The sequence below is a fragment of the Castellaniella denitrificans genome (assembly GCF_042653765.1).
GTDB lineage: Bacteria > Pseudomonadota > Gammaproteobacteria > Burkholderiales > Burkholderiaceae_B > Castellaniella > Castellaniella denitrificans.
In genome coordinates this window covers 588,061-600,875 of sequence record NZ_JBHSEZ010000028.1, presented here as the reverse complement: position 1 = coordinate 600,875, position 12,815 = coordinate 588,061, and the positions used below count along the sequence as shown (strand labels likewise).

Below are 12,815 nucleotides of genomic sequence, written 5' to 3'. Positions count from 1 at the left end.
GGCATCAGTAGTTCACCTTGCGGTCGACGTAGCGGAATTGCAGGGCCGTCAGGCCGATGACGATCAGCATCAGGATCACGGACTGGGCGGCGGAGGCGCCCAGGTCCAGGCCCTTGAAGCCGGCGTTGTAGACCTTGTAGACCAGGATGTCGGTGGCGTGCCCCGGCCCGCCCTGCGTGACCACGTCGATCACCGCGAAGGTGTCGAAGAAGGCGTAGATGAAATTGATCACCAGCAGGAAGAAGGTCGTGGGCGAGAGCAGCGGGAAGACGATGGTGCGGAAGCGCCGGAGGGGGCCGGCGCCGTCGATGGCGGCGGCCTCGATCAGCGAGCGGGGGATGGACTGCAGGCCGGCCAGGAAGAACAGGAAGTTGTAGGACACCTGCTTCCAGATCGAGGCGAAGACGACCAGCGCCATGGCGTCGGTGCCGTCCAGGCGCGGGTTCCAGTCGAAACCGAGCCGCGCCAGGTAGACCGCCAGGATGCCGACCGAGGGCGAGAACAGGAACAGCCACAGGACCCCGGCGACCGCCGCCGCGACCGCGTAGGGCCAGATCAGCAGGGTCTTGTAGATCCCCGCGCCGCGCGCCACGCGGTCGGCCATCACGGCCAGCAGCAGCGAGATCGCCAGGCCGCCGAAGGCCACCAGCGCCGAGAACCAGAGCGTGGTGCGGAACGAGCTCAGGTAGTCGGCGCTGGCGAACAGGTCCGCGAAGTTGTCCAGGCCCGCGAACTGCGAGGACAGGCCGAAGGGATCTTCCAGCCGGAAGGACTGCCACATGGCCTGGCCCGCCGGCCAGAAGAAGAACACCAGCGTGATGGCCAGCTGCGGCGCCAGCAGCAGCCAGGGCAGGCTGCGGTGGCGGAAGACGACGCGTTTTTCCATCGGCCTACTTGACGCTCTTCTCGAAGCGTTCGAGCAGGGCGTTGCCCTCGGCGTTCATTTTCTTCAGGCCGTCCTCGGGGCTCGTCTTGCCGGCGAAGATCTGCTCCATGGTGCTGTCCTCGATGTCGCGGATCTGCGGCAGGTAGCCCAGCCGCACGCCGCGCGAGTTGGCGGTGGTGGTGGCGTCGAGCTGCTTGACCGCGATTTCCGTGCCCGGGTTCTTTTCGTAGAAGCCGGATGCCTTGGTGGCCTGGTAGCCGGCCTTGGTGACGGGCACGTAGCCGGTGCCCTGGTGCCAGGCGGCGGCCTGTTCGGGGCTGGACAGGAACTTGAAGAACTTGATCACGCCCTTGTAGGCGGCGTCGGACTTGCCGGAGAACACCCACAGCGAGGCGCCGCCGATGATGGAGTTCTGGGGCGCGCCCTGCACGTCGGGATAATAGGGCAGGGTGCTGGTGCCGAAGGCGAAGCCGCCGGTCTTGATGATGGAGGCGCGCATGCCGCTGGAGCCGGTGTACATGCCGCACTTGCCCGAGGTGAACAGGGCGTTGCCCGCGTCGCCGCGCCCGCCGTAGGTGAAGGTGCCGGCCTTGGCCATGTCGGCCAGGAAGCCCAGGTGCTTGCGGAACAGCGGGCTGTCGAGCTGCAGGCGCGCGTCCAGGCCGCCGAAGCCGTTGTCCTGGCTGGCGTAGGGCACGTTGTGCCAGGCGGCGAAGTTTTCCAGCAGGACCCAGGACGGCCAGGCCGAGGAATAGCCGCATTCCATACCGGCGGCGCGCAGCTTTTTCGCGGCATCCGCCACTTCGGGCCAGGTCCTGGGCGGTTTTTCGGGGTCCAGGCCGGCCTTCTTGAAGGCGTCCTTGTTGTAGTACAGCACCGGCGTGGAGCTGTTGAAGGGCATGGACACCAGCTTGCCGTCGGGGGACGAATAGTAGCCGGCCACGGCGCCCAGGAAGGCGGAGGGATCGATGGGGTCGCCGACGGCTTCGGACAGCGCCTGGACGGGCTTGATGGCGCCCTTGGCGTACATCATGGTGGCGGTGCCGACCTCGAAGACCTGGAGGATGTCGGGCGCGTTGCCCGCGCGGAAGGCGGCGATCCCGGCGTTCATGGATTCGCCGTAGTTGCCCTTGTAGACGGCGTGCACGACGTAGTCGGACTGGCTGGCGTTGAAATCCTGGGCGAGCTTGGCGACGCGTTCGCCCAGGGGGCCTTCCATGGAATGCCAGAACGTGACGTCGGTGGCGGCCTGGGCCGTGCCCGCGCCGGTCAGCAGGGCGGCCAGCGCGGTCGCGCGAAACAAGGAAAAGGACATGGTGGTCTCCTGTGGTTGTGCCCCCGATCCAGCCCGGGTGGCGGCGGGAGGGGATTGTAGGGGCTCATTGTGATCAGCTTATGACGGCTTTGGCAATCCCTGATTTCCTTGCTTTTCTTTTCGTTTCCTGTGCGTTTTCTTTCTAATGCCCCATGCAGGGCTTTCTATGTGATGGCGCTTGTCCGTACAATGCCGGGTCATGAAAACCGAACTTTCTCTCGCCCTCATCGGCGGCGGCAACATGGCCAGCGCCCTGGCCAGCGGCCTGATCGGGCGGCGCTGCGCCGCCGCCAGCGTGCACGTGATCGATCCCGGCGAGGCCACCCGCGAACGCTGGGACGCGCTGGGCACCACCACGGCGGCGGCGCCCGACGCGCGCCTGTCCGGATGCCGCGTCTGGTTCTTCGCCGTCAAGCCCCAGGTCATGGCCGAGGTCGTGCGCCAGTGCCGCCCCTGGCTGCGCCCCGGCACCCTGGTCATCAGCATCGCCGCCGGCATTCCCGGCGCGGCGATCGCGCGCTGGCTGGGCACCGACGCCGAGCCCTACGCCCGGGTCGTGCGCTGCATGCCCAACACGCCCGCGCTGATCGCCTGCGGCATGACCGGCATGGCGGCCCTGGACGGCGTCGACGAGGCCGACCGCGCCCTGGCCGAGGAACTGCTGCGCGCCGTCGGCCAGGTCATCTGGGTGCGCGACGACGCCGCCATCGACGCCGTCACGGCGGTCTCCGGCAGCGGCCCGGCCTACGTCTTCCTGTTCCTGGAAGCCCTGATCGCGGCCGGGGTCGAGCAGGGCCTGACGCCGGACCAGGCGCGCCAGCTTGCGCTGGGCACCTTCCATGGCGCCACCCAGCTGGCGACCCTGTCGCCGGACCCGCCCGCCGTCCTGCGCGAGCGGGTCACTTCCAAGGGCGGCACCACGGCGGCGGCCCTGGCGGTCTTCCAGGATCGCGGCCTGCCCGACATCATGCGCCAGGCGGTGGACGCCGCCGCGCGCCGGGCGGGCGAGCTGGCGCGCGAATTTTCCAGTTGATCCGTCCCTGAATAACCCGGAACGCGCGCGACCGCGTTCCGCCCTAAGGGATTAACCGTAGTGACACCCTCGGGGTGAGCCTTCAGAATACGCCTGCCGCTCAGGGCGGAAGCAAAACCAAGGCTTGGCGCCCCTGGCCTCAACCCCGACCGGGTCGTTGAAACAGCCCACGGCGCCTCTACCGGAGACTATCGAATGAAGTTCAAACTGCGCATCACCCCCTGCATTCTCGCGTTCGGAGCTCTGGCTCTGGCTGCCGGCGCCCATGCCGACACCCTCAAGATCGGCATTCCGCAGCCGATGACCGGCCCCAACACCCAGTACGGCGACCAGATCCAGGCGGGCGCGCTCACGGCCATCGATGCGCTGAACGAAACCGGCGGGATCAAGGGCATGAAGATCGAGCCGCTGCTGATCGACGACGGCTGCGAACCCAAGCAGGCCGTGCCGGCCGCCAACCGCGTGGTCAACGCCGGCGCCAAGTTCGCCGTGGCCCATGCCTGCTCCGGCACCACGGTCCCGGCCGTCAACGTGTACGAACAGGAAGGCATCGTCGCCATCACCCCGGGCGCCACGTCCCCGCTGGTCACCGACACGATCAAGCCGCACTTCTTCTTCCGCACCATCGGCCGCGACGACCAGCAGGGCCCCTTCGCCGCCGAATACATCGCCAAGCAGCTCAAGCCCAAGAAGGTCGCCATCCTGCACGACAAGCAGACCTACGGCTCGGGCGTGGCCACCCAGGTCCAGAAGTCCCTGGAAAAGGACGGCGTGAACATCGCCATGTTCGAGGGCATCAACGTCGGCGACAGCGACTATTCCGCCGTGATCTCGAAACTGAAGGCCCTGGGCCCCGACCTGATCTATTTCGGCGGCTACCACCCCGAACTGGGCCTGCTGCTGCGCCAGGCGCGCGAGCAGGGCCTGGAAACCCAGTTCATGGGTCCCGAAGGCGTGGCCAACAAGGACCTCGCCGCCATCGCCGGTCCGGCCGTGGACAAGCTGCTGGTGACGCTGCCCGCCGACTTCACCAAGCGCAAGGGCAACGAGCAGGTGCTGGAGCAGTTCAAGAAGTACCAGCGCAGCCCGGACGGCGCCTTCACCATGACGGCCTACGCGGCGGTCCAGGTGCTGGCCGACAGCATCAACGCGGTCGGCGCCGACCCGGCCAAGGTCGCCGACTACATGCACGACCACAGCTTCGACACCGCCATCGGCAAGGTCGACTACGATGCGAAGGGCGACCTGAAGCATTTCGAGTTCGCGGTCTTCCGCTGGGATGCCAACGGCAACCTGACTCAGATCCAGCCCTGACGGGCTCGATCGGCCCCGGCGCGAGCCGGGGCCGGCGCGGTTCTTCCGGGCGCCAGCCGCCCGGCCGTCTTTCCGTCTCACTCCCCCCGACATTATGTCCGACCTGCTTCCTCTATTGACGCAACAGCTGTTCAACGGCTTGTCGCTGGGCGCCATCTATGCCCTGATCGCCATCGGCTACACCATGGTCTACGGCATCATCGGCATGATCAACTTCGCCCACGGCGAGATCTACATGATCGGCGCCTACGTGGGCCTGGTCACGCTTTCGGCCATCGGCGTGAACAGCGGCCTGCCGCTGCCCCTGATGGTGCTGGTCATGCTGATCATGGCCGTGCTGGTCACGGCGGTCTACGGCTTCGCCGTCGAGAAGATCGCCTACGCGCCGCTGCGCGACAGCCCGCGCCTGGTGCCGCTGATCTCCGCCATCGGCATGTCGATCTTCCTGCAGAACTGGGTGGCCACCGGGCAGGGCGCGCGCGACATGGCCGTGCCGGCGCTGATCACCGGCTCGTTCAACTTCACGGTGGGCTCCGGCGACTTCTCCGTGACCGCGCCGTACTCCCGCATCCTGATCATCGTGGTCACCGTGCTGATGATGATCGGCCTGACCCTGTTCATCAAATATTCCCGCACCGGCCAGGCGTCGCGGGCCTGCTCCCAGGACCTGCGCATGGCCAACCTGCTGGGCATCGACACCGGCCGGATCATTTCCTTCACCTTCATGATCGGCGCCATGCTGGCCGCCGTCGGCGGGGTGCTGATCGCCCTGGCCATCGGCAAGCTGAACCCGTTCATCGGCTTCATCGCCGGCATCAAGGCCTTCACCGCCGCCGTGCTGGGCGGCATCGGCAGCATCCCCGGCGCCATGCTGGGCGGCGTGCTGCTGGGCCTGGCCGAAACCTTCGCCGCCGCCTTCATCTCCTCGCAGTACAAGGACATCGTCGCCTTCCTGCTGCTGGTCTTCATCCTGCTGTTCCGTCCCACGGGGCTGTTGGGCAAACCCGAGGTGGAAAAAGTCTAAATGAATCAGAATCTCAAGAATGCAGCGATCGCCTCGCTGCTGGCGGGGGTGATCATTGCCCCCGTATATGGCCTGCAGATCCTGCGCCGGGGCCAGGAAACCTATCTGCAACCCGACTGGAAGATGATCCTCGGCGGCATGCTGATCGTCTTCGTGTTCCAGCTCGCGCGCGCCTGGCTGCGCCAGCGCCGGGCCGGCAAGGTCGCGGCGCCCTCGCGGTTCCGCATTCCCGCCATCAGCGACAAGTTCCGCCACCGGGCGATCCTGGTGCTGGTCCTGTTCGCGCTGGCCTGGCCGTTCTTCACCGGACGCGCCCAGGTGGACATCGCCACGCTGGTGCTGATCTACGTCATGCTCGGCCTGGGCCTGAACATCGTGGTGGGCTTCGCCGGCCTGCTGGACCTGGGCTTCGTCGGCTTCTACGCCACGGGCGCCTACACCTACGCCCTGCTGTACCACTGGGCGGGCTGGGGCTTCTGGCAGGCGCTGCCGTTCGCCGGCCTGGTGTCGGCCTTCTTCGGCTTCATCCTGGGTTTCCCGGTGCTGCGGCTGCGGGGCGACTATCTGGCGATCGTGACGCTGGGCTTCGGCGAGATCATCCGCCTGCTGCTCATCAACCTGACCGGCCTCACCGGCGGCCCGGACGGCATCTCGGGGATCCCCAAGCCGTCCTTCTTCGGCTACCAGATGGTGCGCCGCTCGGTGGACGGCACGCCGACCTTCCATGAGCTGATGGGCTGGTCCTTCAACAGCCAGGACGTGGTGATCTACCTGTACCTGATGGCGCTGGTGCTGGTGCTGTTCACCCTATACTTCACCAGCCGCCTGATCCGCATGCCGATCGGCCGCGCCTGGGAAGCCCTGCGCGAAGACGAGATCGCCTGCCGCTCCCTGGGCCTGAACCCGCGCAACATCAAGCTCTCGGCCTTCACCATGGGCGCCATGTTCGCCGGCTTCGGCGGGGCGTTCTTCGCCGCGCGCCAGGGCCTGGTCAATCCCGAATCCTTCACCTTCATCGAATCGGCGCTGATCCTGGCCATCGTCGTGCTGGGCGGCATGGGGTCCCAGCTGGGGGTCATCCTGGCCGCCGTGCTGCTGACCGTCATCCCCGAGATCGCCCGCGAATTCGCCGAATACCGCATGCTGATCTTCGGCCTGGTCATGGTCGTCATGATGATCTGGCGCCCGCAGGGCCTGCTGCCGGTGAAACGTCCGCAAGTGGAATTGGAATCATGAGTGAAACATTGCTGAAGGTCAGCGGACTGACCATGCGGTTCGGCGGCCTGCTGGCCGTCGACCAGGTCGAATTCGACGTGCGCCGCGACGAGGTCTTCGCCATCATCGGCCCCAACGGCGCCGGCAAGACCACCGTCTTCAATTGCGTGGGCGGTTTCTACAAGCCCACCACGGGCGACATCCTCATGGACGGCAAGGCCATCACCGGCCTGCCCAGCCACAAGGTCGCGCGCCACGGCCTGGTGCGCACGTTCCAGAACGTGCGCCTGTTCAAGAACCTGACCGTGCTGGAAAACCTGATGGTGGCGCAGCACACCCTGATGGAAACCGGCCTGCTGCAGGGCCTGTTCAAGCTGCCCTCGTACCGGCATTCCGAAACCGAAGCCAAGAAGCGCGCGGTCCAATGGCTGGATTTCATGGGCATCCGCCAGTACGCCAACCGCGAGGCCGGCAACCTGGCCTACGGCCACCAGCGGCGCCTGGAAATCGCCCGCTGCATGATCACCCAGCCGCGCCTGCTGATGCTCGACGAGCCCGCGGCCGGCCTGAACCCCCAGGAAAAGCGCGACCTGCAATCGCTGATCGATCAGCTGCGGCGCGAATTCGGCGTGGCCGTGCTGCTGATCGAGCACGACATGAGCCTGGTGATGGGCGTGTCCGACCGCATCCTGGTCATGGAGCACGGCAAGCCCATCACCACCGGCCTGCCCGACGAAGTCCGCGCGGATCCCCGCGTCATCAAAGCCTATCTGGGGGAATGACCGTGCTCAAGCTCGAAAACGTCAGCACGTTCTACGGGGCCATCCAGGCCCTGAACGAAGTGTCCGTGGAAGTCAACCAGGGGGAAATCGTCACCCTGATCGGCGCCAACGGCGCCGGCAAGACCACGCTGCTCATGTCGGTCTGCGGCAATCCGCGCGCCCGCTCGGGCAGGATCACCTTCCTGGACGAGGACATCACCCAGGAGCCCACCCACGTCATCATGCAGCGCGGGATCGCCATCTCGCCGGAAGGCCGCCGGGTGTTCCCGGACCTGACGGTGGCGGAAAACCTGAACATGGGGGCGTTCTTCCTGAACCGCGCCCAGACCGAAGAGGGCATGGAACACGTCTTCGACCTGTTCCCGCGGCTGCGCGAGCGCGCCAACCAGCGCGCCGGCACCATGTCCGGCGGCGAGCAGCAGATGCTCGCCATCGGCCGGGCGCTGATGACGCGCCCCAAGCTGCTGCTGCTGGACGAGCCGACCCTGGGCCTGGCGCCGCTGATCATCGCGCAGATCTTCGACATCATCCGCACCATCCGCGAGGAAGGCGTGACGGTGTTCCTGGTCGAGCAGAACGCCAACAAGGCCCTGCAGGTGGCCGACCGGGGCTACGTCCTGGAAACCGGCAAGGTCGTGCTGGCCGACACCGGCGCCAACCTGCTCAGCAACGACGAGGTCCGCAAGGCGTACCTCGGCGCCTGAACGGGTCGCGGCATCGCGCCGGCCCCCGCGCTGAACGGCGATCGGCCCCGTCTTCCGGCGGGGCCGATTTTTTGCGGGGGGAGGGGAGGGCATTGTAAAAGTGGGACAGCCCTCCACCTCGTGGTCTGCAGACCACTCGGATTGGCCTGTACACAGGACAACCCGCAGGGGTTGTCCCGAGTCAGGCCAATCCTTCCGCCTTCAGGGCGGCCTGGACGCCGGCGTCGGCGCGCAGGCGGGCCTGGAATTTCCGCAGTTCGTCCAGGCCTTCCAGCGGGATCTTCTTCGCGTCCGCCCACATCAGCAGCACGAACAGATAGGCGTCGGCCACCGAGCGCCTGCCGGTCAGCCAGTCGCGGCCGCGCAGGCGGTCGTTGACGATGGCGAACAGGCTTTGCAGCTTTTCGGCCGCCTTTCCGGCCACCACCTTGCCCTGGGCCTCGTCGCCATCGGTGTAGTAGGCCGGGCCGAAGACCAGGCCAAAGGTCTTATGCAGATCGGAATTGCACAGGCCCAGCCAGCGGCGGGTCTCCGCGCGTTCGCGCGGGGTGTCGCCCAGCAGGCCGGCCTCGGGGTTGAGTTCGGCCAGGTAGTCCAGGATGGCCGCGCTCTGGGTCAGGACGAAATCGCCGTCCACCAGGGTGGGGACGGCGCCCGTCGGGTTGAGCGCCAGGTAGTCGGCTTCCTTGGTCTGCTCGCGGGTCAGGCGGACGGTTTCATAGGGCTTGCCGATCCATTCGAGGACGATGTGGGAGACCAGGGGGCAGGCGCCGGGGAAATAATAGAGTTTCATGGTGCTTGATACTTCAAGAGTGAGGGGTTCGCCCTGTTTTATACCACCGCGGGCGCCGGCGCGGATTGAAGCATCCCCCCACCTCACCGCTTGCAAGCGGTTCGGATTCGTCAGGCACCGGGCAGGCCGCAGGGACTGCTTGGTGTCCGGACTCATCCATGGGGTAGACTATCTGGCTGACGCTGTCTTCCGACGAGGCCTTTCCCATGGACCCCCTGCGCATTGTCTTCCTGGACCGGGATTCCCTGCCTGCGACAGAGAATTTCACCGGCCCGGAGACGCCCCACGAACTGGTGCTGTATCCACGCACGGCGCCGGGGCAGGTGGTCGAGCGCATCCGCGACGCCGACATCGTGATCGTCAACAAGGTCGTGCTGGCCGCCGACGCGATCGACCAGGCGCCGCGCCTGCGCATGATCGCGGTCGCCGCCACCGGCACCGACAACATCGACCTGGACGCCTGCGACCGGCGCGGCATCATCGTGTCCAACGTGCGCGATTACGCCGTGCACGCCGTGCCCGAGCACACCTTCGCCCTGATGCTGGCCCTGCAGCGCAACCTGCTGGCCTACCGCCAATCGGTGCGCGACGGTCGCTGGCAGGCCAGCGGCCAGTTCTGCTATTTCGATTTCCCCGTGCGCGACCTGTCCGGATCGACCCTGGGCATCATCGGCCGGGGCGCCCTGGGCGAGGCCGTGGCCGAGATCGCCCGCGCCTTCGGCATGAAGGTCCAGTTCGCCGCGCGGAGGGACGCGGGCGAGCCCACCAACGACTACACCGATTTCAACCACGTCCTGCGCACCAGCGACGTGATCACCCTGCATTGCCCGCTCAACGCCCAGACCCGGGGCATGATCGGCGCCGCCGAGTTCGCCCTGATGGAGCGCAAGCCGCTGCTCGTCAACACCGCCCGCGGCGGGCTGGTGGACGAATACGCGCTGGAGCACGCGCTGCGCACCGGCCAGATCAGCGGCGCGGGCTTCGACGTCTCGTCCCAGGAACCCCCCGCGCAGGACCACCCCCTGATGCGCCTGCTGGACCATCCGAACTTCATCCTGACCCCGCACATGGCCTGGACCAGCGCCGCCGCCATCCGGACGATGATCCGCCAGGTGCGAGACAACATCGACGCGTTCCTGCGGGACGATCCGCGCAACGTCGTCGCCGGCTACCGCGCCGCGCGCTGACCTCCGGATCCTTTCCCCATGCCCGACCGCCCCGAACCCGCCGTGTCCCGTCCCTTGCGCGTCGCCATCAACGGCTACGGCCGGATCGGCCGCTGCGTGCTGCGCGCCCTGATGGAATCCCCGCATCGCCGCGATCTGCGCATCGTGGCGATCAACGAGCCGGCGGACCTGGAATCCATGGCCTACCTGACCCGTTTCGATTCGACCCACGGGATCTTCCCGGGCGAGGTCCGGGTGGCCGGCGGCGGGCTGGAGATCGAGGGACAGGCGATTCCCGTGTTCCACGCGCGGGAGCCGGCCGACGGCCCCTGGGGCCGGCTGGAATTCGACCTGCTGCTGGAATGCTCCGGCGCCTTTTCCACACGCGACCGCCTGCGGGCCTTCCTCGACGCGGGCTGCCCGCGGCTGCTGGTCTCGCACCCCGGCAAGAGCGCGGCGGACGTGGACTGCACCATCGTCCATGGCATCAACGACGGCGACCTGCGGGCCGGCCAGCGCATCGTGTCGGCGGCCTCGTGCACGACCAACGCCGCCGTCCCCGTCCTGGACCTGCTGGAACGCCGCCTGGGCGTGGAAAGCGCCTTTCTCACCACGCTGCATTCGGTGATGAACGACCAGCCCATGATCGACGGCTACCATCACGCCGACCTGCGCCGCACCCGATCGGCCATGCAGTCCATCGTGCCGGTGGCCACGGGCCTGGCCCAGGGCATCGAACGCATGCTGCCCGGCTTGGCCGGCCGCATCCAGGCCAAGGCGGTGCGGGTGCCGATCCTGAACGTCTCGGCCATCGACCTGGCCGTGAACCTGCGCCGGGACACGAGCCCGGAGGCGCTGAACGCGCTGTTCTCCGAGGCCGCCCGGGCCCGTCCCGACCTGATCGCCTGCGCCGACCAGCCCCACGCCTCGGTCGACTTCAACCACGATCCGCACTCGGCCGTCATCGACCTGGGCCAGACCCGGGTCAACCAGGGCCGTTTCGCCAACCTGCTGATCTGGTTCGACAACGAATGGGGCTTCGCCAACCGCATGCTCGACGTGGCGCGGGCCTGGGCGGGACATTTTTTGCCGCCGGGCCGCCCCAAGGCAAATTCGGCCACCGCGCCGGCGCACGCAACCTTTTCTTCTTCTCCCGGAGTTTGACATCATGGCCGATATTCGGACCGAAACCGATTCCATGGGCGCCATCGAGGTGCCCGCCGCGCATTACTGGGGCGCGCAGACGCAGCGTTCCATCCAGAATTTCCCGATCGGCGTGGCCCGCTTCCGCTGGCAGCCTCCCGTGATCCGCGCCCTGGGCGTACTGAAGAAGGCCGCCGCCCAGGCCAACGCCGAACTCGGCGAACTGCCCGCCGACATCGGCAACCTGATCGTGCGCGCCGCCGACGAGGTCATCGAGGGCAAGCTCGACGCCGAATTCCCGCTGGTGGTGTTCCAGACCGGCTCGGGCACCCAGTCCAACATGAACGCCAACGAAGTCATTTCCAACCGGGCTATTGAGCTGGCCGGCGGGCAGGTGGGCTCCAAGTCTCCGGTGCACCCCAACGACCACGTCAACCGCGGCCAGTCGTCCAACGATACCTTCCCCACGGCCATGCACATCGCGGTGGCGGAAGAACTGTCGCGCCATTTCTTCCCGTCCGTCGGGCGCCTGCGCGCCACGCTGGACGCCAAGGCCAAGGCCTTCCAGGACATCGTCAAGACCGGGCGCACCCACCTCCAGGACGCCACGCCGATCACGCTGGGCCAGGAAATCAGCGCCTGGGTGGCGCAGATCGACTTCGCCCTGGACGCCGTGCAGGCGGCGCTGCCGGGCATCTACGACCTGGCGATCGGCGGCACGGCCGTGGGCACCGGCCTGAACGCCCACCCGCGCTTCGGCGAGCTGGCCGCCGCCCGCATCGCCGACATCACCGGACTGCCGTTCCGCAGCGCGGAAAACAAGTTCTTCGCCCTGTCGGCCCACGACGCGCTGGTGAACCTGTCGGCGGCGCTGCGCACCCTGGCCGGCGCGCTGATGAAGATCGCCAACGACGTGCGCTGGCTGGCCAGCGGCCCGCGCTGCGGCATCGGCGAACTGCTGATCCCGGAGAACGAGCCGGGCTCGTCCATCATGCCGGGCAAGGTCAACCCCACCCAGTGCGAGGCCATGACCATGGTCTGCGCCCAGGTCTACGGCAACGATGCCGCCGTGGCCTTCGCCGGGTCCCAGGGCAATTTCCAGTTGAACGTCTACAAGCCCGTCATGGTGCACAACGTCCTGGAAAGCATCGGCCTGCTGGCCGACGCCTGCCTGTCCTTCGACGAGCACTGCGCCTCGGGCATCGAGCCCAACCGGCCGCGCATCGAGGAAAACCTGAACAAGAACCTGATGCTGGTCACCGCGTTGAACCGCCACATCGGCTACGACAAGGCCGCCGCGATCGCCAAGAAGGCCCACAAAGAGCACAGCACACTGCGGGAAGCCGCCCTGGCGCTGGGCTTTCTGACCGATGCGCAGTACGATGAATGGATCGTCCCCCTGGACATGACGCACCCCAGCAAGGCATGAGGCCGGGCGCG

12 protein-coding genes are annotated in these 12,815 nt (G+C 67.3%); 9 read left to right on the top strand and 3 right to left on the bottom strand.

Features of this window, described 5'->3' with window-relative positions; translation table 11 throughout:
* Positions 1-4: 4 nt before the first annotated feature.
* Both ugpA and ugpB read right to left on the bottom strand, forming a co-directional pair.
* Positions 5-886 (bottom strand): sn-glycerol-3-phosphate ABC transporter permease UgpA, encoded by an 882-nt coding sequence (gene ugpA, locus ACFO27_RS14895; RefSeq protein WP_376818031.1) that lies wholly within the window; start codon positions 884-886, stop codon positions 5-7.
* 4 nt (positions 887-890) lie between these two features.
* Positions 891-2,201 (bottom strand): sn-glycerol-3-phosphate ABC transporter substrate-binding protein UgpB, encoded by a 1,311-nt coding sequence (gene ugpB, locus ACFO27_RS14890; RefSeq protein WP_376818030.1) that lies wholly within the window; start codon positions 2,199-2,201, stop codon positions 891-893.
* Between the two features lie 199 nt (positions 2,202-2,400).
* Between ugpB and proC the strand changes: the two genes are divergently transcribed.
* The 6 genes from proC (at position 2,401) to ACFO27_RS14860 (ending at position 8,273) form a co-directional block, all read left to right on the top strand.
* The gene (gene proC / locus ACFO27_RS14885; protein WP_376818029.1) at positions 2,401-3,234 is read left to right on the top strand and encodes a pyrroline-5-carboxylate reductase; all 834 of its coding nucleotides are present in this window, start codon (positions 2,401-2,403) and stop codon (positions 3,232-3,234) included.
* A gap of 195 nt (positions 3,235-3,429) precedes the next feature.
* Positions 3,430-4,548, top strand: a complete 1,119-nt coding sequence (locus tag ACFO27_RS14880; protein ID WP_376818028.1) for a high-affinity branched-chain amino acid ABC transporter substrate-binding protein — start codon at positions 3,430-3,432, stop codon at positions 4,546-4,548.
* A 94-nt stretch (positions 4,549-4,642) separates the two neighbouring features.
* Positions 4,643-5,572, top strand: a complete 930-nt coding sequence (livH, locus tag ACFO27_RS14875) for a high-affinity branched-chain amino acid ABC transporter permease LivH (RefSeq protein ID WP_376818027.1) — start codon at positions 4,643-4,645, stop codon at positions 5,570-5,572.
* A complete protein-coding gene (locus ACFO27_RS14870) occupies positions 5,573-6,808 on the top strand; it encodes a high-affinity branched-chain amino acid ABC transporter permease LivM (protein ID WP_376818026.1) in 1,236 nt (411 codons plus the stop codon).
* The gene (gene livG / locus ACFO27_RS14865; RefSeq protein WP_376818025.1) at positions 6,805-7,569 is read left to right on the top strand and encodes a high-affinity branched-chain amino acid ABC transporter ATP-binding protein LivG; all 765 of its coding nucleotides are present in this window, start codon (positions 6,805-6,807) and stop codon (positions 7,567-7,569) included. The genes ACFO27_RS14870 and livG overlap by 4 nt, the downstream gene beginning before the upstream one ends.
* A 2-nt stretch (positions 7,570-7,571) precedes the next feature.
* Positions 7,572-8,273, top strand: coding sequence for an ABC transporter ATP-binding protein (locus ACFO27_RS14860; protein WP_376818024.1), 702 nt, complete (start codon positions 7,572-7,574; stop codon positions 8,271-8,273).
* Positions 8,274-8,454: 181 nt separating this feature from the next.
* On the opposite strand, the gene ACFO27_RS14855 is transcribed toward ACFO27_RS14860, so the two are convergent.
* Positions 8,455-9,066, bottom strand: coding sequence for a glutathione S-transferase family protein (locus ACFO27_RS14855; RefSeq protein ID WP_376818023.1), 612 nt, complete (start codon positions 9,064-9,066; stop codon positions 8,455-8,457).
* A gap of 206 nt (positions 9,067-9,272) precedes the next feature.
* On the opposite strand from ACFO27_RS14855, the gene ACFO27_RS14850 reads away from it, so the two are divergent.
* From ACFO27_RS14850 to fumC, 3 genes are read left to right on the top strand one after another with little or no spacing between them, the layout of a single operon-like run.
* Complete coding sequence (locus ACFO27_RS14850) at positions 9,273-10,253, top strand: D-2-hydroxyacid dehydrogenase (protein WP_376818022.1); 981 nt, start codon at positions 9,273-9,275, stop codon at positions 10,251-10,253.
* An 18-nt stretch (positions 10,254-10,271) separates the two neighbouring features.
* Entirely contained in the window at positions 10,272-11,396 is a 1,125-nt protein-coding gene (locus ACFO27_RS14845) for a type I glyceraldehyde-3-phosphate dehydrogenase (protein WP_376818021.1), read from the top strand.
* A gap of 1 nt (position 11,397) precedes the next feature.
* Positions 11,398-12,804, top strand: a complete 1,407-nt coding sequence (gene fumC / locus ACFO27_RS14840; protein WP_376818074.1) for a class II fumarate hydratase — start codon at positions 11,398-11,400, stop codon at positions 12,802-12,804.
* Positions 12,805-12,815: the final 11 nt, after the last annotated feature.

Bases quoted from the DNA above. Each gene is read 5' to 3' on its own strand.
- ugpA (WP_376818031.1), bottom strand. From the start codon at position 886: ATGGAAAAACGCGTCGTCTTCCGCCACCGCAGCCTGCCCTGGCTGCTG.
- ugpB (WP_376818030.1), bottom strand. From the start codon at position 2,201: ATGTCCTTTTCCTTGTTTCGCGCGACCGCGCTGGCCGCCCTGCTGACC.
- proC (WP_376818029.1), top strand. From the start codon at position 2,401: ATGAAAACCGAACTTTCTCTCGCCCTCATCGGCGGCGGCAACATGGCC.
- ACFO27_RS14880 (WP_376818028.1), top strand. From the start codon at position 3,430: ATGAAGTTCAAACTGCGCATCACCCCCTGCATTCTCGCGTTCGGAGCT.
- livH (WP_376818027.1), top strand. From the start codon at position 4,643: ATGTCCGACCTGCTTCCTCTATTGACGCAACAGCTGTTCAACGGCTTG.
- ACFO27_RS14870 (WP_376818026.1), top strand. From the start codon at position 5,573: ATGAATCAGAATCTCAAGAATGCAGCGATCGCCTCGCTGCTGGCGGGG.
- livG (WP_376818025.1), top strand. From the start codon at position 6,805: ATGAGTGAAACATTGCTGAAGGTCAGCGGACTGACCATGCGGTTCGGC.
- ACFO27_RS14855 (WP_376818023.1), bottom strand. From the start codon at position 9,066: ATGAAACTCTATTATTTCCCCGGCGCCTGCCCCCTGGTCTCCCACATC.
- ACFO27_RS14850 (WP_376818022.1), top strand. From the start codon at position 9,273: ATGGACCCCCTGCGCATTGTCTTCCTGGACCGGGATTCCCTGCCTGCG.
- ACFO27_RS14845 (WP_376818021.1), top strand. From the start codon at position 10,272: ATGCCCGACCGCCCCGAACCCGCCGTGTCCCGTCCCTTGCGCGTCGCC.